The 17,732-nt window shown below is 63.2% G+C and carries 18 protein-coding genes and 1 pseudogene; 11 read left to right on the top strand and 8 right to left on the bottom strand.

What is annotated here, in order from left to right:
* The first annotated feature begins 48 nt into the window (after positions 1-48).
* A complete protein-coding gene (locus tag NKJ11_RS07225; protein WP_352555047.1) occupies positions 49-1,359 on the top strand; it encodes a hemolysin family protein in 1,311 nt (436 codons plus the stop codon).
* A 27-nt stretch (positions 1,360-1,386) separates the two neighbouring features.
* On the opposite strand, the gene NKJ11_RS07220 is transcribed toward NKJ11_RS07225, so the two are convergent.
* Positions 1,387-1,779, bottom strand: coding sequence for a hypothetical protein (locus NKJ11_RS07220; protein WP_352610440.1), 393 nt, complete (start codon positions 1,777-1,779; stop codon positions 1,387-1,389).
* 1 nt (position 1,780) lies between these two features.
* A complete protein-coding gene (locus NKJ11_RS07215; RefSeq protein ID WP_352610442.1) occupies positions 1,781-2,665 on the bottom strand; it encodes an NAD(P)-dependent oxidoreductase in 885 nt (294 codons plus the stop codon).
* A gap of 129 nt (positions 2,666-2,794) precedes the next feature.
* Here NKJ11_RS07215 and NKJ11_RS07210 point away from each other — a divergent pair, with 129 nt between their 5' ends.
* On the top strand, positions 2,795-3,148 hold the full coding sequence (locus NKJ11_RS07210) for a winged helix-turn-helix transcriptional regulator (RefSeq protein WP_128303797.1): 354 nt from the start codon (positions 2,795-2,797) through the stop codon (positions 3,146-3,148).
* A gap of 381 nt (positions 3,149-3,529) precedes the next feature.
* Here NKJ11_RS07210 and NKJ11_RS07205 read toward each other — a convergent pair whose 3' ends face one another.
* A complete protein-coding gene (locus NKJ11_RS07205; protein WP_023809755.1) occupies positions 3,530-3,784 on the bottom strand; it encodes a DUF1127 domain-containing protein in 255 nt (84 codons plus the stop codon).
* A gap of 231 nt (positions 3,785-4,015) precedes the next feature.
* Here NKJ11_RS07205 and NKJ11_RS07200 point away from each other — a divergent pair, with 231 nt between their 5' ends.
* Entirely contained in the window at positions 4,016-5,521 is a 1,506-nt protein-coding gene (locus NKJ11_RS07200) for a winged helix-turn-helix domain-containing tetratricopeptide repeat protein (RefSeq protein WP_128303796.1), read from the top strand.
* 55 nt (positions 5,522-5,576) lie between these two features.
* Here NKJ11_RS07200 and NKJ11_RS07195 read toward each other — a convergent pair whose 3' ends face one another.
* Entirely contained in the window at positions 5,577-6,275 is a 699-nt protein-coding gene (locus NKJ11_RS07195) for a CGNR zinc finger domain-containing protein (RefSeq protein ID WP_032908926.1), read from the bottom strand.
* Positions 6,276-6,384: 109 nt separating this feature from the next.
* Here NKJ11_RS07195 and NKJ11_RS07190 point away from each other — a divergent pair, with 109 nt between their 5' ends.
* A complete protein-coding gene (locus NKJ11_RS07190; RefSeq protein ID WP_352610444.1) occupies positions 6,385-7,293 on the top strand; it encodes an alpha/beta fold hydrolase in 909 nt (302 codons plus the stop codon).
* A 10-nt stretch (positions 7,294-7,303) separates the two neighbouring features.
* Here the strand turns inward: NKJ11_RS07190 and NKJ11_RS07185 are convergent, their stop codons facing one another.
* Together NKJ11_RS07185 and NKJ11_RS07180 are read right to left on the bottom strand one after the other, a co-directional pair.
* Entirely contained in the window at positions 7,304-8,230 is a 927-nt protein-coding gene (locus NKJ11_RS07185; protein WP_128303793.1) for a DMT family transporter, read from the bottom strand.
* A 109-nt stretch (positions 8,231-8,339) separates the two neighbouring features.
* Positions 8,340-9,319: pseudogene (locus tag NKJ11_RS07180) on the bottom strand (quinone oxidoreductase family protein).
* A gap of 97 nt (positions 9,320-9,416) precedes the next feature.
* Here NKJ11_RS07180 and NKJ11_RS07175 point away from each other — a divergent pair.
* Positions 9,417-9,821, top strand: a complete 405-nt coding sequence (locus NKJ11_RS07175) for a winged helix-turn-helix transcriptional regulator (RefSeq protein WP_352792981.1) — start codon at positions 9,417-9,419, stop codon at positions 9,819-9,821.
* 70 nt (positions 9,822-9,891) lie between these two features.
* Positions 9,892-10,701, top strand: a complete 810-nt coding sequence (locus NKJ11_RS07170; RefSeq protein ID WP_352792980.1) for an MBL fold metallo-hydrolase — start codon at positions 9,892-9,894, stop codon at positions 10,699-10,701.
* Between the two features lie 62 nt (positions 10,702-10,763).
* Here the strand turns inward: NKJ11_RS07170 and NKJ11_RS07165 are convergent, their stop codons facing one another.
* Positions 10,764-11,369 carry an NADPH-dependent FMN reductase gene (locus NKJ11_RS07165; RefSeq protein WP_023809763.1) on the bottom strand — a complete coding sequence of 202 codons (606 nt, stop codon included), beginning with the start codon at positions 11,367-11,369 and terminating at the stop codon, positions 10,764-10,766.
* Positions 11,370-11,458: 89 nt separating this feature from the next.
* Here NKJ11_RS07165 and NKJ11_RS07160 point away from each other — a divergent pair, with 89 nt between their 5' ends.
* Positions 11,459-11,827, top strand: coding sequence for a winged helix-turn-helix transcriptional regulator (locus tag NKJ11_RS07160; RefSeq protein ID WP_164781857.1), 369 nt, complete (start codon positions 11,459-11,461; stop codon positions 11,825-11,827).
* Between the two features lie 150 nt (positions 11,828-11,977).
* Here NKJ11_RS07160 and NKJ11_RS07155 read toward each other — a convergent pair whose 3' ends face one another.
* Positions 11,978-12,181 (bottom strand): hypothetical protein, encoded by a 204-nt coding sequence (locus NKJ11_RS07155; RefSeq protein WP_352792978.1) that lies wholly within the window; start codon positions 12,179-12,181, stop codon positions 11,978-11,980.
* Between the two features lie 424 nt (positions 12,182-12,605).
* Here NKJ11_RS07155 and NKJ11_RS07150 point away from each other — a divergent pair, with 424 nt between their 5' ends.
* The 4 genes from NKJ11_RS07150 (at position 12,606) to NKJ11_RS07135 (ending at position 17,610) form a co-directional block, all read left to right on the top strand.
* Positions 12,606-13,142, top strand: a complete 537-nt coding sequence (locus NKJ11_RS07150; RefSeq protein ID WP_352792976.1) for a LuxR C-terminal-related transcriptional regulator — start codon at positions 12,606-12,608, stop codon at positions 13,140-13,142.
* Between the two features lie 14 nt (positions 13,143-13,156).
* Entirely contained in the window at positions 13,157-14,965 is a 1,809-nt protein-coding gene (locus NKJ11_RS07145) for a sensor histidine kinase (RefSeq protein WP_352792974.1), read from the top strand.
* Positions 14,966-15,445: 480 nt separating this feature from the next.
* Positions 15,446-16,477 carry a hypothetical protein gene (locus NKJ11_RS07140; protein WP_352792972.1) on the top strand — a complete coding sequence of 344 codons (1,032 nt, stop codon included), beginning with the start codon at positions 15,446-15,448 and terminating at the stop codon, positions 16,475-16,477.
* The gene (locus NKJ11_RS07135) at positions 16,450-17,610 is read left to right on the top strand and encodes an autotransporter-associated beta strand repeat-containing protein (RefSeq protein WP_352792970.1); all 1,161 of its coding nucleotides are present in this window, start codon (positions 16,450-16,452) and stop codon (positions 17,608-17,610) included. The genes NKJ11_RS07140 and NKJ11_RS07135 overlap by 28 nt, the downstream gene beginning before the upstream one ends.
* The last annotated feature ends 122 nt before the right edge of the window (positions 17,611-17,732 follow it).

Here is a 17,732-nt window from a genome sequence, read left to right as displayed (position 1 = left end):
CACGTCAGACTATTTTCGAAGACCGCGCCGCAATGCTATTGACCGCTCATGTTATACGTAGAAATCGCTATCGTGGTCGTCCTCATCTGTGTGAACGGCCTTCTGTCGATGTCCGAACTTGCCATCGTCTCGTCGCGACCGGCCCGCCTGAAAGCGATGATCGACCGCGGCATCAATGGCGCCGGCCGCGCGCTCGAGCTTGGCTCGAATCCCGGCAAGTTCCTCTCCTCGGTGCAGATCGGCATCACCCTGGTCGGCGTCCTCTCCGGCGCCTTTTCCGGCGCCACGCTCGGCGAACGGCTGGCGCAGTTCCTGGCCTCGACCGGCATCCGCGAGACCGTCGCCGATCCGCTCGGCGTCGGCATCGTCGTCGCCATCATCACCTATTTCTCGCTGATCGTCGGCGAGCTGGTGCCCAAGCAGATTGCCTTGCGCGACCCAGAGCGGGTCGCCGCCAGGGTCGCTCCGGCAATGACCATCCTCGCCACCATCTCGGCGCCGCTGGTCTTCCTGCTCGACTTCTCCGGCCGCACCATATTGTGGCTGCTCGGCCAGCGCGGCGAAAGCGAGGAGAAAGTCACCGATGAGGAGATCAAGATGCTGGTCGCCGAGGCCGAGCATCACGGCACGATCGAATCGGACGAGCGGCGCATGATCGCCGGCGTCATGCGGCTTGGCGACCGCGCCGTGCGCGCGGTGATGACGCCGCGCACCGAGGTCGACTGGATCAATCTGCAATCCGACGAGGCGGCCATCCGCAAGCTGCTCATGGAAACCCAGCATTCGCGCCTGCCGGCAGGCGACGGCGGCGTTGACGTCATGGTCGGCGTCGTCCAGACGCGTGACGTGCTGGCCGCACTGCTTGCCGGCCGCGTGCTCGACCCGCGCAGGCATGTGCGCGCAGCCCCTATCGTGTACGACCAGGCCGACGCACTGGATGTGCTGCAGAAGCTGAAGGAATCCGACGTGCCGATGGCGCTGGTGCATGACGAATACGGCCATTTCGAAGGCATCGTCACCCCGGCCGACATCCTCGAAGCCATCACCGGCGTGTTCCGCGCGGACACCGACGCCGGTGATGAGGAAAACGCCGTCAAGCGCGAGGACGGCTCGTGGCTGCTCGCCGGCTACATGCAGGCCGACGAGATGGCCGACATTCTCGGCATCGACTTGCCGGAAAACCGCGATTACGAAACCGTCGCCGGTTATGTGCTGTCGCACATGCACCATCTGCCGGCGACTGGCGAATGCGTCGACGCGCAGGGCTGGCGCTTCGAGGTGGTCGATCTCGACGGCCGCCGCATCGACAAGCTGATCGCCACCCGCCTGCCCGGCGCCCACCGCGAGGCGGTGCGCTGACATGTTCGAATGTCAGCTTTTGGCCGGTTAGCTGACGCCGCCCTCTGCCAGAGGTCGAACTGGTTTCAACAAACCGAAGAAGCCAATGATGCGCGTTATCCGTTTCTGCTCCTCATCTAGAAAGGCGATGTCCAGGCCCTCGGGTAAAGACGAACCGTCAGGCATCACAAACTTCCACGCGAAGCGCGCGACGCCGTGATGAACATCCACGTTGCTGGTCCGCAGAATGCAGGCACCAGGATGCTTGCTCTGAATTCCTGCAATGTGGGCTAGCAGTTCTTCGGCACCAACAGCGTGAACAGTTGGATCTGTATACGTCGCGCCTTCGCTCAAGATCGATAGCAGCGACACTCGCCGCTTCTCGACGTTTTCGGTGGACCACGAGGAACAATACTTATCAATGAGATGCGTCAAAGGCATGCTACTTCCCTATCGCCAGAAAATGCGAGAGCGCGGCGAAATCATCGTGCAAGTGGCCCGCCGCTATGGCCCGTTTGAATATCGCATCATAACCATCGACTATTGAACGGTCGATTTCGCGGAACTGCATCAACTCCAATAGATGCTGCATTGCGCCGTGGTGCGCCGAGATCGACGAGAGCGTTTCGTTATCGCTGGCAAATCGGCCAGCGCTCGTCCGCTTGATGAGGTCGGTCACCAGGCCGTCAATGACCGGCGCCGTCGCGGACCACTGCCGCGCCAGTTCACCGAGTTCGATCTCTTCGGCCTGCGACACGGCGATCGCATGGAGCGTCCCGAACAGAGCGCCCCACATGATAGCCAGTAGTGCGCTATCGAGCGCGTTCGCACGCCCTGGTTCTTCGCCAACATGCTGAACATTGCCACCCAAAGCGCGAAACACATCGCGGTTCGTGTCGAAAGCCTCCCTTGGCCCGGCAAGCAGGATGGTCCCAGCGTCCGTGCCGATATAATCCGGCGTCGCCATGATCGCGCCATCAAGGTAGTTTGCGCCGTGCTTCGTACACCATTCAGCGGCTTCCCGTGCGCCACTCGGCGTCCCCGAAGTCAACTCCACGATCAGCTTGCCGCGAATGGCTGGGGCGATGGCGTCACTGTGGAGAAGCGCTTTTGTCGCCTCATAGTCGCTGACATTCACAATGATGATCTCGCCTGCGTTCACGGCTTCCTCCACGGAGGACGCGACGATTGCGCCCAGCCTGGCGAGTGGATCGGTCTTCTGTCTGGTTCTGTTCCAGACAGTCGTCGGATATCCCGACTGAAGCAGGCTGCCGGCGAGCGCCGAGCCCATACGGCCCGTTCCAATGACCGTGATTGAAAGCTTCATTCCACACTCCATATCAATTGGCGGCGTCAGACCGCGTTTTGCTGTGATCGTCTTGAGAGGTATGTCAAAACGAGCGGCGCGCGATACGCACCCAGGCGTAAGTGGTCACCAGAAGGTAAGGAACGCGCGATGAACAATTCCGCGGACAATGGCTTTGCAGCGGCCGTCAGGATGGTCGAAGGAAAGTGGAAAGTAGATATCCTTTGCGAGCTCGGAACGGCGTCGCGCAGATTTGGTCGATTGAAACAGGCGCTTTCTGGCATCAGTGAAAAGATGCTGGCGCAACAATTGCGAGAACTGGAGGCCGACGGCCTTGTCGACCGTAAAGTCTTTTCCGTGGTTCCAGCGAAGGTAGTCTATTCGCTGACAGAACGCGGCGCGGCGCTCAACGCAGCAGCAGGTTCACTATGTCTGTGGGCCGAGCAATTCGGCCTGCCCGGCTGCCCTCAGATTGCCAATGGCGTACATATGGATGCCCTCTGATGCATGTCGCCCAAAGCGACCTCGGTTTGGGAGAACGACATGCATAAAAACGAGGACCTAAAACGCCTGAACCCGTTCGTACGGGACACGCTTCAGGGGTGCGACGCGCTCGATGTCCTGTCGAGATTCAAGGCGTTCCGATGGTGCTGGTCCATGACGAGTACTACCGTTTCGCACCGCCACAACGGCCGGCATTCTCCCATCACCGGGCTCCGTCGCCGGCTATGTGCTGGCGCACATGCATTATGCCGGCGACTGGTGAATGCGTCGACGCGCAGGGCTGGCGCTTCGAGGTGGCGATCTCGACGGCCGCCGCATCCCGCCTGGCAGGCGCCCATCGCGAGGCGGTGCGCTGACGCCCGAGCAATTGCGGCATTCGCTCTATCGTTCCCAGAAGGACTTGGCGATCTCTCCCTCGACCTGCTCTATCGTCAGGCCGATATCGTCGATCAGATGCGGATTGTCCTTCGACATCTGCCTGAGTTGCCAGCGAAAGCGTATCCGTTCGCGCCAGGTCCGATCGTGCCAGCTCGCTATGATGCTTCGCAGGGTCTTCAGGAGCCGGCGCGATGCCGGCCGCACGGGCGTTCCCGGTCGCGCTGCACAACGCTGGGCTGATGCAAGTGTATTGGTCATGGCAACCTCCATATGGTTTGAGGGCCTAAGGGCTCTCGATGAGGTTGAATTCTGCGCGATACGGACGGCGCCGTAATTAAGCCCTCCCAAATAGTTCTCAAAACTTCCAAACGAGCTAGAGCAGTTCACCGGTTCACGGAACCGGTAACCTACTCTAACCCTTTGTTTTGACGCAATTCCGAACAGAAAACCGCTTCACACTTTTCCTGGAATTGCTCTATAGATGCGCCTATGGGATCGCGTTTTGCCTTTGGTCCGTTCGTGCTTGATCCGGGTGCGGGAACGCTGCTTCGGAACGACGTCCCCGTTGCCGTTGGCTATCGCGGGCTGAGCCTGCTTGCAGCACTCGTCGGGCGGCCCGGTGAAATCTTGGGAAAGGCCGAGTTGATGGACGCTGCATGGCCGGGCACGGCCGTGGAGGAAGGCAACCTCACCGTCCAGATCGCGCAGTTGCGCAAGCTGCTTGGTCCTGTCGGCGAGAACGGCGAATGGATATCCACCGTTCCGCGCGTCGGCTACCGTTTCACGGGGGCCGTCGAACAGCTCGGCGAGGCCAAGCGAAAACCCTTGCCGCTGCCCGACAAACCATCGATAGCCGTGCTGCCCTTCGTCAATTTCAGCAACGATCCCGAGCAGGATTCCTTCGTGGACGGGTTGACCGAAGACCTGATCACCGACCTGTCCAGGATCTCCGGCCTGTTCGTCATCGCCCGCAACTCGACCTTTGCCTACAAGGGAAAAGCGATGGACGTGCGCGAGATCGCCGGGGACCTTGGCGTGCGCTACCTGCTGGAAGGCAGCGCAAGACGCGCCGCGGGGCGCGTGCGCATCAACGCACAGCTGGTTGACGCGGTGAGCGGCGATCATCTGTGGGCGGAACGCTTCGATCGCGGCCTGGACGACATCTTTGCCGTTCAGGACGAGGTGACGGCCAAGATCGTGGAGGCATTGCTTGGCCGTCTGCGCACGCTGCCGCCGCGCAACCGGCCCAGCAATCTCGAGGCTTACGATCTCTGCGTGCGGGCGCGCAAGCTGATCGACGACTCGCCGCAGATGGCGCAGGAAGCGCATCTGATGCTGACGCGCGCGGTGTCGCTCGATCCCGGATACGCCGAGCCCTATCGCTGGCTTGCCATGAACCACTGGATGGGACAGGTGCATTGGGGCGGACCAACCGAAGCTGCCCGCAGCGTTGCCTTGGAGCTGGCGCGCAAGGCTGTGGCGATCGATCCCAACGATGCTGGCTGTCGCTGGATCCTGGCCTACCTGCTTGCCTATGAGCGCAGCTTCGCCGAGGCGGATGCCGAATTCGCCAAGGCGATCGAGCTCGACCCGAACGAGGCCGACACCTGGGCTGCATTGTCCGACATCGCGGTTCTGGCCGGCCGGGTCGAAGAGGGCCTTGAGCACATTCGCAAGGCGTTCCGGCTGAACCCGTTTCCGGCGAGCTGGTACTATCTGACGCTCGGCCAGGCGCAATATGCGGCGCGCGACTATCAAGCCGCTATCGAGACGTTGCGCCGTGACGAGACCTATCGCACAAGCTCACGCCGTTTCCTGGCGGCAAGCCTGGCGCAACTCGGCCGGCTGGATGAGGCGCGCGCGGAGGCCGAGCTGTTTCTCGTCGGCAACCCGCATTTCACAACCCATCACTGGGCGACGACCGAGCCATTCCGCGACGCCGCTACGCTCGAGCATTTCGTCGATGGTTTTCGCAAGGCCGGTCTTCCGGAGTGACGCGCCGGCATCCGGCCTGCCCGTGGCAAAGGCGAAGTGGTGCGCTAACCCGGATCTAGGCATGGGCATGATCTCGGTGGCGCGAGACCTTCTCGCGGTTACCGCAGGTGCGCATGCTGCACCAGCGCCGCTTGCCGCCTCGCGACGTATCGAGGAAAAGCCAGCCACAGCGAGGGCAGGAATGCAGCCTGTCGCGCGGCAGGGTGAAGAACGCTTCGATGGACAGCATGGCCAGCAAGGCGGTGACGGCATCCGGGTCCCGCCACCGGGCAAGGGCAAGCTTCGGTCTGGTGCGATCCAGCTCGATAGAGCCGGCGGCAAGCGAGCTTGCCGTGCGCGAGAATAACACGCCTAGAGCAATTCCAGGAAAAGTGTGAAGCGGTTTTCCGTCCGGGATTGCGTCAAAACAAAGAGTTAGAGCAGCTCGCCGTTTCCGTGAAACGGTGAAATGATCTAGCGGTTCGACCGCGGACGGTTTGCCGGCGGCGATTGACTCGAAAACCTGAAATGACGCCTCCCGCACTTCGCGGACCCGTTCCACGAACCGCCCATCCGCTATCTCGGCGACGGCCTGCGCCTGGCGATCGTCGGCAAGCCCTGAGGCGTTGAACCAGTTCGCAACATCCCGGACGGACTTAAACAGTTCATTATCAGCTGCTGGCACCCGCCGGTCGAACACGGCGTTCGACAGGTCCAAAGCGGGATGCCCGCCTATGAAGTGATCCGGCACCCATTCGGTGTGTGCATGGCTCACGGAACATAACCTCATTACTTGCATTATACGGTTACAAGATGAATCACTATCACACCGATATACGGTGTCAAAGCCACCCCAGATCGGCGCGAGAGCCTGGAGAGAGAGGATGTGCAGCAATCGTTACAAGACCCGCCACCAGACCATCAATGTCGACGGCCTCGACATCTTCTATCGTCATGCCGGCGACCCGGGCAGGCCGGCAATCCTGCTGTTGCACGGGTATCCGACTTCGTCGCACGTCTATCGAAATGTCATCGAACCGCTGGCGGAGACAGCCTATGTGGTGGCGCCGGATCTGCCCGGTTTCGGCTTTTCGTCCGCCCCTTCCATCGATGCCTATGACTACACGTTCGAGAACCTGGCCAACACGATCGAAGCCTTCATCGAGGCCCTCGGCCTCCAGCGATTCTTCCTCTACATCACTGACTTCGGCACGCCCGTCGGCTATCATCTCGCCACACGGCGGCCGGATCGCATCCTCGGCCTGATCGCGCAGGACAGCAATGCTCATGACGAGGGGCTGGGACCGGAATGGGACGCGCCGAAGGCGTTCTTCGCCGAACCGACTGAAGAAAACCGCGCCAAACTGCCGGACTGGATGAATTTCGAGGGGACCCGGAACCAATATATCGGCGGTCTCCCCGAGCGTCTGAAGGTGTTGTTTCCGCCCGAGGGTTGGTATCTCGATACGGAGCGTCTGGCGAGGCCCGGCAACACCGACATTCAGTTCGAACTCTTCACCGATTATGGCTCGCACATCGCCCGCTTCCCGGCCATCCAGGCCTATCTCCGCGACCAACAGCCAGCATGCCTCGTGCTGTGGGGACGGCACGACGCCTTCTTCGCGCTGGACGAGATCATGGCCTACAGCCGCGACCTCGACGCAGTCGAAATCCATGTCTTTGAGAGCGGACACATGCTTCTCGAAACGCATCATCGCCAATGCGCGGCTCTCATCGCTCACTTCATCCACGAGGTGGAGACTGGGGTATTTCGCGAACCTGCCGGGCGCTAAACGTCGGCGCTCAAACCGCCACTTCGATGGGCTCGGCAAGCCTGGGATTGGCCCGCGCGGCGATCAGGCAGCCGGCCACGATCAGGCACGCTCCGGTCAAGGTGGTCCAGGTCGCCTCCTCACCGAAGAAGAACCAGCCGAGCGCGACCGCCCAGATGAAGGCCGAGTATTCAGTCGGGATCAGATATTGCGCTTCGGCGCGGGCGTAGGACCAGCTCATCAGGAACTGCCCGGCAAGCGACAGCACCGTCACCCCGGCCAAAGGAAGCCAAAGATTGCTCGGTAGGGCGACGGCAAGCCAGGGTGCTGCGAGGCCGAGGAGGATGGCAACGCAAAGGTTCTGGAACAGCATGATCTCGATGGGCTTGGCCAACTGCGCCTGTTGCCGGGCGAGGATCAGATTGTAGCCGTAGAACACCGTCGACACGAGCACCGCTGCCGTGCCGAGCATGGCATCTTGCGAATAGTCTGCCTTCCCGAACTGGCCGGCCATGATGATGGCGACACCGGCAATGCCGGCCAAAGATGCCCAGACAGCCTGGCGCCGGATCCGTTCGCCCAGCAGCAGCGCGGCGAGAAACAGGGCAAACAAGGGCGCCACGAAACTGAGCCCGATCGCCTCCGCGAGCGGCAGCCTGGCCAAGCCCCAGAAGAAGGATATCAGGACGATGCCGACAATCGCGGCACGCAGCGCATGCAGCCTCAGCACCGGAACGGTTGGCGTTAGGCGCGGTCCCGCCAACCAGGCCACGCCCGCGACCACGGTCGCGACCATGCTGCGCCACAGCAAGGTGTTGTAGACGCCGACCGCGATGACCAGGATCTTCATCGCCGCATCCATCCCGGACAGCAGGAAGATCGCAAGCGCGCAAACGAGCACCGGGATCATCGGGGAAACGGCGCCGGTCAGGCTGGATGTCTTCACGGCTTCACTCATGTGACGGATTGCAGCCGGATATATCAGGCCACAGGGCGCGACCAGATGGCAGTCCCGTCGATGTAGCAGTCCAACCCCGATTGGCGTCGTGTTCGCGGCTATCGCCATATCAGGGTATCAGTACCACCTTCCCGGTCGACCGGCGCTCATCCAGCAACCGGTGCGCTTCGCCGGCCTGGTCGAGCCGGAATCTGCCGCCGATCGTGACCTGCAGTTGGCCGCCTGCCGCCATTTGGAACAGTTCGGACAGGCTGGCTTTCAGCACATCGGCAGACAGCAGCGGCAGCAGCGCGAAACCCCTGAGTGACTGGTTGCGGCCGATCAACTGCTCCAGATCGAAGGCAGCGAGGCCAAAGCGCCCGAGCGCAGCAAACACCAGTTCGCCGCCAGGCGCCAAGGCCTCAAGCAAGGCAGCGGTGAGCGCACCGCCGACTGTGTCGTAGATGATGTTGGCGCCCTCCCCGCCGGTGAGGTCGCGGACGCGAGCGGGCCAGTCCGGCTTGGTATAGTCGACTGCGGCATCGGCGCCGAGCGACAAGGCGAAATCCAGCTTTGCCTTGCCGCCGGCGGCTGCGATCACCTGGCGTGCGCCCTTCAGCCTGGCCAGTTGGACAAGCAGCGTTCCCACACCGCCCGATGCGGCCGGCACCAGCACCGCCTTGTCATCGGGCGGGCTTTGCCGAGCAGATGAAGGGCCGTCAGCCCCTGCACCATCAGCGCCGTGGCAGCCTCGGACGGCAGCGCATCCGGCAGCGGCACGACGAGATCGGCTGACATCGTCACCTGCTCCGCATAGCCGCTGTGGGAACGCTGCGACATGAACAAAGGCGCGGCCACGCGGCGACCCAGCAATTGTGCATCCACACCTTGCCCGACGGCCTCGACGACACCCGCCGCCTCGGCGCCCGGGATCATCGGCAGTTGCGGCGTTACCGCGTAGCGGTTCGCGCGCATCAGCACTTTGAAGAAGTTGATCCCGGCGGCATGGACACGGATCAGCACCTCGCCGGCCTGCGGCACCGGCGCCGGCAGATCGACCACCTCCAGCACCTCGGGACCGCCGAAGCGGCTGAGTTGAATGGCTTTCATGGCAAACTCCGATAGCACTGGCATCGGCAGCGGTTTGCCACTATCTGCGGAGCCTCGACTACACACTCATTTGTCCCCTGCTGACCAGGAGGTGACCATGCCAGATCCCAAGAGAATGCCGATCAAAAGACTGCCGATGCTGCCGGCGGAACGGGCGCTGAAAGTGATCGCGGGTCGCTGGAAGGCGGTTATCCTCTACCATCTCTTCGATGGTCCCCGGCGCCTGTCGGCGCTCAAGACGCTGATGCCGGGCATCACCCAGAAAGTGCTGATCCAGCAGCTGCGCGAAATGGAAGAGCACGGCCTGGTCAGCCGCGAGATCTTCGCCGAAGTGCCATCGCGCGTCGAATATTCGGCGACGCGCCTCGGCCTCAGCCTCGAGCCGATCCTGCTGGCGCTCTGCCAATGGGGCCAGCGCCACGCCGACGAGTTGAACGAGGCGGACCGCCTCGCCGACTGCATCATCCGGCCACGGCAGGCGACGCACCCCCAAATGGCATAAATCGAATTTGACGGGTGAGTTGCCGACGCGGGCTGCCAGACCGTCAATTGTCTACAGAACGGATCGGAAAATGCACCGCATAGCTTCGGGCGACCTTTATCAGACCTACGATCTTGGTGACTTGCGCATCACCTCCTTGCGCGATGGCTATGTCGACATGCCGATCGGACGGCTTCGGCAACGCGGCGACAAGCCATTTGGCGATGAATTGCCGCAACAAGTCGCGTTGGTTGGTGGTCAACTCAGGCTTTCCGTCAATGCCTTCGCGATTGACGATGGAAACGGGATCATCTTGATCGATACCGGCGCCTCGAACGCCTGGCATCCCACCATGGGCCGACTTCCCGAGGCGCTGGACGAAGCTGGCATCGATGCAGGACGAGTCCGTACCGTCTGCTTCACCCACACGCATCTCGACCACATCCATGGTCTTGTGCTTGCCGACGGCCGCGACGCTTTCCCGCGCTTGGCGCGCTTGCTCGTTCCCGGGGAAGAACTCGGCTTTTTTCGCGCCGAAGCGCGGCTCGAACGATTTCACGGCACGGCGGAACCCTTCGAAGCCGGAGACCGTATCGGGACACATGTCGACATTGTCGGCGCTCATGGCCATGAAGCGGGACACAGCTGCTTTCGTGTTTCTGCCGGCGGCGAACGCATTTTGATCTGGGGCGACACCGTTCACGTCCCATCGCTTCAGTTCGATCGACCTGAGGTGACATGGGAATTCGACGCCGATCAGGACCAGGCGCGCGAAAGCCGGTTGCGGTTGCTGGCGCTTGCAGCCGACGATCATTGTTTCGTCGCCGGCGCGCATCTGGATTCGCCCGGTGTCGGCCGCGTCGTCCGATCCGGCGCCAGCTTTCAATTCGAGCCGCTATAATTGAAAAAGGGCGGCGCAAGACGCCGCCCCCGGATCCTTGGGAGGATAATTCGAATTGGCGGTCAGGCCGCCTTGACTTCCTCGGCAACGGCGTCGGCCTGACGCGCTGCCTTGAGAACCTTGGCCCACCACGCAACATCGTTGACCAGCGCCGTGGCGGCCTGGTTCAGATGCTCCAGGTCTTCCAGCTTCTTCTCGCCCTGGCGGACGGCGAGGAAATCGCCCCAGGCGATATGGACGGCCGACTTGACCGGCGCCATCTGCAATTCGACGGCATACAGTCTAAGCTGTTCGACGGCACGCGAGCCGCCGACGCTGCCATAACCGACGAAGCCGGCCGGCTTCTTGTTCCATTCATTGGCGGCGTAGTCGATGGCGTTCTTCAGCACGGCCGTCGGGCCATGATTGTATTCGGCGGCGGTGAAGATGAAGCCGTCGAATTCGGCGACCTTCTTCTGCCAGCGCTGTGCCACTTCGTTCTGCGACGGCGCCCAGGCGGAGGATGCGACCTCGTCGAAGAACGGCAGCGGGAAGTCGCGCAGGTCGACGATCTCGACATCGATGTCGGCATGCGACTTGGCGATTTTGGCGATCCACTGGGTTGGCACATCGGCGAAACGAGCGGCGCGCGTCGATCCGACGACGATGGCAATTTTGGGTTTGGACATAAGGGCTCTCCTTGCACGAAGTACTGGTATCATTTGGATACCTGCGCTATATGAGATACTGCAAACGCGATGCACAAGAAGGCACTTTTTTGTTACCGAGGCACCCACACCGCTCCGAAGACTGCCGCGCCATCTCGGAAATCCTGCAGCGCGTCGGCGACAAATGGACTGTTCTGGTCGTTGGCAAGCTGGGCGACGGACCGCTGCGTTTCAATGAATTGCGCGCCGCCGTCGGCGGCATCTCGCAGAAAATGCTGACCACCACCTTGCGCGGCCTGGAGCGTGACGGCTTCGTCACCCGCACCGTGTTTCCAACCATTCCGCCGCGCGTCGATTATGAGCTGACCGAGCTCGGCCACGAGCTGCTGATCCCCGTCAGCGCACTGAGCGAATGGGCGCGCGCGAACACCATGCGCGTCAAGGCGGCGCGCGAAAAATTCGACGGCACGCACGCCTGAAACCCTTGCAGGGCAAGGGATTCAGCCCCGCACGCAACATCCGGCTTGCCTGATCGGAAATTCTATCTCGGCTGCGCGGATCGTTGCCCGAATGCACGCGCCGTTTTGGCTGGCGGATTGCCGCTCATGCCGTCCGCTGACGGCTGCCGCTCAGGCTCCTGACATGCGGACATCGCATCGCGCGGCGGCACAGGTATCACACCGTGCGCCCTGCTCGCCGGGAGCCTGTTCCCCATGCGTGCAGGCACTGCGCGAGATATCTTCCTTCACCTCCGCGTAAGCGGTCACGCCGAGCAGGCATGTCGTCGCCACCAGGGCTGCCACGAGCCAACCGTTCAGCAGATGTTGACGCATTGTCTCTCCTCCGATTGCAGCAGGATCGGGCATGGAGGCAACCGGCGGATGTCGCGAAACGGGTCCGCTACATGGCCCCTGTTACAAACGGCCATCCCCGGCTCGCTCTACCTGATCCCAGCTATGTCGGCGTCAACCGATCCATGGCAGACTGGTACGATCGGCTGGGTATTTTCCGCCCCGGCTGCTACCGGTGAAAGCCGCCATTCGCGTCGAGGTTCATGTCGTACAAGGAATATCCCGCCATCGACCTGCCCCCATCGGAAGCACTGCTGCCGAGCCCGCTGCTTGTCGTCGAGGACGAGCCGATGATGCAGGTGCGGTTGCGCTCGATCCTGAAGGGCCTTGGCTATGCTCAGGAGGAGCTGTTTTTCGCCGGGTCGATCGCGCAGGCCAGGACCCTGCTCGTCGACCAGCCTTTGCCATGGCGCTGGTCGATGTCGGCCTGCCCGATGGCAACGGCATCGACCTTATCGGCTCCCTGCACGAGCATGACGCGGCGCTGCCGATCCTCGTCATCTCGGCCTGGAGCAACGAAAACACCATCCTCGAGGCCCTACGTGCCGGCGCGACCGGCTACCTCCTGAAGGAGCGCGACGACATCGAGCTTTCGCTTTCGATCCGCAGCACCATCCGCGGCGGCGCGCCGATCGATCCCTTCATCGCCCGGCGCATCCTGGAACTGGTGTCGGCGCCGGCGCCGACCGGGCGTGCCCGTCCTTCCACCGACAGGCCGGGGCGCGGCAAGCCCGCGCTTGCGCCGCCGCCTCCCTTGACGCCGCGCGAGATCGAGATCCTCAACCTCGTTGCCAAGGGGCTTACCAATCGAGAGATTTCGGGAGTCCTTTCCCTCTCCAGGTTCACGGTCGAATGCCACATTCGCAACATCTACAAGAAGCTGTCGGTCAAATCCCGGACGGAAGCGATCTTCGAGGCGCGGTCGCAAGGCTTCTTGCCCTGATATTCCTGCTCCTCGTGCCGGGCGGCATCGCCTTTGCCGCCGGCGGGGCCGTGCCGTTCAAGACGATCGAGGCCGTGAGATCCGGCTGGGACGCCGCCGCGCCGCCGGCCACCGGCTGGACCAGCGTGACCTTGCCCGACGACTGGACGACGCGCTGGCCCGGTTTCGACGGCGTGGTCTGGTATCGCCTCACCTTCGACAGGCCCGACGCGGCCGAACCGCTGGGCCTCGCGCTGAACTACTGGACACTGGCCGGATCGATCTCGGTCAACGGCGCGGAACTCGGCCGCGACGAATTCCTCGTCGAGCCGTTGACGCGCTCATGGAACGTGCCCCGCTACTGGCAGCTCGCGGCCCCGGTTCTGCATGCCGGCACCAACACGCTGCTGATCAGGGTCTCGGGCCTGGCGCCATACCAGCCAGGCCTTGGTCCGGTCCTGATCGGCCCGCCTTCGGCGACGCGTGCTCATTTTGTCCAGCAATTCTGGATTCGCCGCGAGCTGCCGGTCTTCTATCTCGGCGTCACCGCGGCGCTTGGCACCTTCTTTTTCGTCGTCTGGCTGCTGCGCCGAAGCCTGAAGGCCTATGGCTGGTTCGCCCTGATGACGATTGCGTGGTTTTGCTATTCGCTCAATTTCGTGGTGACGAGCCCTTGGCCGTTCGGGGCGACCGACACATGGCAGCGTTTCATCATGCTCTCCTTCATGGTCATGGCCGCCGCCTTCGTGCTGTTTGTCATCCGCTTTGCCGAGCGCCGCTTTCCCCAAGGGGAAGCCGTGCTATGGACCGCGCTGGCGATCGGTGCCGCAGCCCTGTTTGCCACGCCGCATTCCCAGCTCGGCCCGATGCTCAACCTGCTGGCCTTGTCCTGGTCGCTGCTTTATATCGGCGCCTGTTTGCTGTCGATCGGCCTGACCTGGCGCAGCGCTCGCCTGGACCACATCGTCCTCCATATCGTCAACGCGTTCACCATCGTGGCCATCCTGCATGACCTGATGACATATCTCGGCATACTTCTTGGCAATGTCTACTACGTCACGCTGACATCCCAGTTCCAGATGGTCGGCATGGCGCTGGTGCTGGCCTGGAACTTCGTCGCCAACATGCGCCGCATCGAGGGGTTCAACGATGAGCTCACGGCCAAGATCGAAACCGCCAGGAAAGAACTCGCCCTCACGCTGCATCAGCAGCATGAGGTCATTTTGGCCAACACCAGGCTGGCCGAGCGCGTGTCCCTTTCCCACAATCTGCACGACGGCATGGGCGGTACCCTGGTCAATTCGATCGCCATGCTGGAGCACGCGCCGCAGAGCCTGCCGGCCGATCGCTTCCTGTCCGTCCTCAAGGAACTGCGCGACGAGTTGCGGGTGATCATCGATACCGCCGCCGACGACCAGACGGGCGGCCAGTCTCTGGCCGGGTGGATCGCACCGCTGCGCCGCCGCCACACGCTGGCATGTGAAAGCCGCGACATCGATTGCGTGTGGAACCTGACCGGGCTGGAGGACTGCCACCTGTCGCTCGCGCGAAGCCTCGATCTCGTCCGCATCCTGCAGGAGGGCCTGACCAACGTGCTCAAGCACAGCCAGGCAAGCTGCGTCGTCATCGACCTGCACCGGCGCGGCGAGACGCTGAGCCTGATGATCCACGACGACGGCGTCGGCTTCGATGCCGCCTCGGAAGCGCCCGTCCCGGGCACCGGCCTGCGCTCGATGCGGGCGCGGGCCGGACGGCTGGGCGGCACGCTCGAAACGCGGTCGCGACGCGGCGAAACCGTGCTGGCCCTGCATGTGCCCGCCGACGCAATTCCAGGAATGGCATGAACGGTTTTCCGCTCGCACTCACGTGAAAACGAGGAGATAGGCGGTTCGACATTGCCGCAGGCGACGAACCGCCTTGAGCCCGGCATAGCTAGTTTCAACGATATCGCGAGCCGGGCTTTCGCGGGATGCTGCAGGCTGGAGAGATTCCAGCGCAATCGGGTTGTGCCGGACACGATGGGATTGACATGGGCCGGAAAGAAACCACTGAACTCATCAAGAAGGGTAAGGAAAAGATCCTGCGCCTGGGCGCCCCGCTTGCCGTCTCGCAACCGATACATCGGATGCCGCCACGCAATCTCGCCCGTCCTCGGCAAGCTAATGGTCCACTAGTGGCCCTTCTGACCCGTCTTCTATGCGCGAGCGCGCTGGGGGCCGCCATGGCTGCACCGGTCCTGCTGACGTTCTCGCCATCTGTGGCACGGGCGGATGGCGGCGCGGGTGCTAGTGGCGCGGCCGGAGGGCAAGGATACACCGGCGCCAATGGAAGCGACAGTACAGGTACGGGCGGCGGTGGCGGCGGCGCCGCCGGCGGGGGTGACGGCGGAAAAGGTGGGGACGGTGCCCAAGGCGGAGCCGGAGGCGCCGGTGACCTCGGCAGCGGCACGACCACCGGCGATGGTGGCGCCGGCAGCGGCGTCTTTGGCAGTGGAGGGGGGGGGCGGAGCCGCCGGTGCCAATGGTGGAGGAGGTGGTGCAAGCGGCGTTGCCAGCGGCGCTTTCCAGACATTGAGCGGCTACGATGGACAAGGTGTTGCAGGCGGGAACCCGGGTGGCTCGGGGGGGGCGGCGGGAGGTGGCGGGGGTGGCGGAGGCAACGGCAATGGGGCTGGCACTTCAGCGATCTCGATCGGTTCAACCGACCTGCTCCTGGGTGGCGGCGGCGGCGGTGGCGCTCTCGGCTATACTACAAGCAACAACGGCGCGCTGACGTTTGGCGGCGGCGGCGGGGCCGGTGGCTATGGGGCTATCGTGACGGGCGGCGGCTTGCAAAACACCAACAGCGGGACGATCAGCGGCGGCGGCGGCGGCGGTGGCGGCGGCGCCAGCTTCAGCTTCAGCGACGATATTCTAACCGCCGGGCCCGGAGGCAATGGAGGCAATGGCGGCGTTGGCGTGATCTTTGCCGGCGGCGGCGCCACCTTGATCAACAACGGCGTGATTCAAGGTGGCAATGGCGGCGGTGGGGGCGGCAGTGGGGTTGGAAGCACGGCCGTAGGCGGCTTCGGCGGTAATGGTATCGTCATGTCGGGTGGCGGCACGATCGAAAACCGCGGCACTATCCAAGGCGGTGCCGGGGGCTTTTCCGGCAGCAACAACGGATCCGCGAATCGCACAATTGGAGGATATGCCATTATCGGAGCCGGCCTGACCGTGACCAACAGCGGCACCATCGCCGCAGGTCCTGGGCGCCTCCCTAGCATCCAGTTCACCGGCGGCGTCAACGCGCTGGAACTGCGGGCAGGCTCGGTGATTACCGGCGCTGTGTGGGCGTCAGCGCGGCCGACAGGTTGAGGCTCGGCGGAAACGTCGACAGCAGCTTCGACGTCTCCACGATCGGGCGGCAATACCGGGATTTCGGCATCTACGAAAAGACCGGCACCGGCACATGGACCTTGAACGGCAGCACCAGTGAGGTGACGTCGTGGACCATCGGCCAGGGCACGTTGTCGGTGTGGTTGGACGCCCATCTCGGAGCCGCCTCGGGCGCCCTGACATTCGACGGCGGCGTGCTGCGGGTCATGAGCACTATGTTCACCGCCACCAGCCGCACGATCAACTGGGGCCCCGGGGGCGGCGGCTTCGACATCGCCGACAGCGCCAACAACTTCACCGTGAGCCAGGCACTGACGGGCCAAGGGGGGCTCACCAAGCTCGGCGCCGGAACCCTGACGCTGACCGGCATCAACATCTATTCCGGCGGCACCGTCGTCAACGGCGGCACGTTGAGGATCGGCGGCGACTGGGCGCTGGGCGATGTCTCGGGCGCCCTGACCTTGAACGGCGGCGCGCTGCAGGTGACGGGCAGTCCCCTCAACTTCACGCTGGAGCGCCAGGTAATCCTCGGCGCCAATGGCGGTACCTTCGATGTCGGCGCCGGCAAGAACCTGATCCTCGACGGCGTGGTTTCGGGTGACGGGCAACTCGCCAAGACCAGTTCCGGCACGCTGACGCTGAACAGCGCCAACAGCTATTCGGGCGGCACGGCGGTGCGCGGCGGCGGCCTTGTCGTGGCGGCGACAGGTGCGCTCGGCGACGGACCGGTCACGATAAGCTCGAACGGAAGCGGGGGATGGGCCAAGCTCTATTCTCGGGCAACGACGCCGCCAATCCCGTCAGCGCCCAGGATCTCTCGATCACCGTCGGGTTGGGCGACCTCAACTTCCTGCGCAATGCGACCGCCGGCGCGGCCACCATCGTCCTGGCGAAGGACGGCAATGGCGGGCTCAATTTCAGCACCGGAACCGATGCCGGCACGGCCAGCATCACCAATCAGGGCGGCGGCTCGGTCGCCTTCACGGGGGCAAGCGCGGACAAGGCGACGATCGTCAATGACGGCCTGGGCATACCGTATTATTTCAGCCGGACAACCTTCGACGACGATTATTCGAGCAATGTGTCTTCCTCCGCCGGAGAGGCCACGATAACCAACAGGAATGGCGGCTCGACTGTTTTTTACGGACATTCGGACGGCGGAACCGCGACCCTGGTCAACGAAGCCGGCGGCACGCTCGATTTCCAGGGATCGTCGCAGGCGCCGTCGTCAACG

The organism is Mesorhizobium sp. M0243 (assembly GCF_040321775.1).
Taxonomy (GTDB): Bacteria; Pseudomonadota; Alphaproteobacteria; order Rhizobiales; family Rhizobiaceae; genus Mesorhizobium.
The sequence above is the reverse complement of the archived record's forward strand: the minus strand, read 5'-3'. Positions and strand labels throughout refer to the sequence as shown.

Excerpts from the sequence above, each read along its gene's own strand:
- NKJ11_RS07170 (WP_352792980.1), top strand. The coding sequence starts at position 9,892 with ATGCACCGCATAGCTTCGGGCGACCTTTATCAGACCTACGATCTTGGT.
- NKJ11_RS07205 (WP_023809755.1), bottom strand. The coding sequence starts at position 3,784 with ATGACCAATACACTTGCATCAGCCCAGCGTTGTGCAGCGCGACCGGGA.
- NKJ11_RS07175 (WP_352792981.1), top strand. The coding sequence starts at position 9,417 with ATGCCAGATCCCAAGAGAATGCCGATCAAAAGACTGCCGATGCTGCCG.
- NKJ11_RS07200 (WP_128303796.1), top strand. The coding sequence starts at position 4,016 with ATGGGATCGCGTTTTGCCTTTGGTCCGTTCGTGCTTGATCCGGGTGCG.
- NKJ11_RS07210 (WP_128303797.1), top strand. The coding sequence starts at position 2,795 with ATGAACAATTCCGCGGACAATGGCTTTGCAGCGGCCGTCAGGATGGTC.
- NKJ11_RS07150 (WP_352792976.1), top strand. The coding sequence starts at position 12,606 with ATGGCGCTGGTCGATGTCGGCCTGCCCGATGGCAACGGCATCGACCTT.
- NKJ11_RS07155 (WP_352792978.1), bottom strand. The coding sequence starts at position 12,181 with ATGCGTCAACATCTGCTGAACGGTTGGCTCGTGGCAGCCCTGGTGGCG.
- NKJ11_RS07190 (WP_352610444.1), top strand. The coding sequence starts at position 6,385 with ATGTGCAGCAATCGTTACAAGACCCGCCACCAGACCATCAATGTCGAC.
- NKJ11_RS07220 (WP_352610440.1), bottom strand. The coding sequence starts at position 1,779 with ATGCCTTTGACGCATCTCATTGATAAGTATTGTTCCTCGTGGTCCACC.
- NKJ11_RS07215 (WP_352610442.1), bottom strand. The coding sequence starts at position 2,665 with ATGAAGCTTTCAATCACGGTCATTGGAACGGGCCGTATGGGCTCGGCG.
- NKJ11_RS07165 (WP_023809763.1), bottom strand. The coding sequence starts at position 11,369 with ATGTCCAAACCCAAAATTGCCATCGTCGTCGGATCGACGCGCGCCGCT.
- NKJ11_RS07225 (WP_352555047.1), top strand. The coding sequence starts at position 49 with ATGTTATACGTAGAAATCGCTATCGTGGTCGTCCTCATCTGTGTGAAC.
- NKJ11_RS07140 (WP_352792972.1), top strand. The coding sequence starts at position 15,446 with ATGGAAGCGACAGTACAGGTACGGGCGGCGGTGGCGGCGGCGCCGCCG.
- NKJ11_RS07185 (WP_128303793.1), bottom strand. The coding sequence starts at position 8,230 with ATGAGTGAAGCCGTGAAGACATCCAGCCTGACCGGCGCCGTTTCCCCG.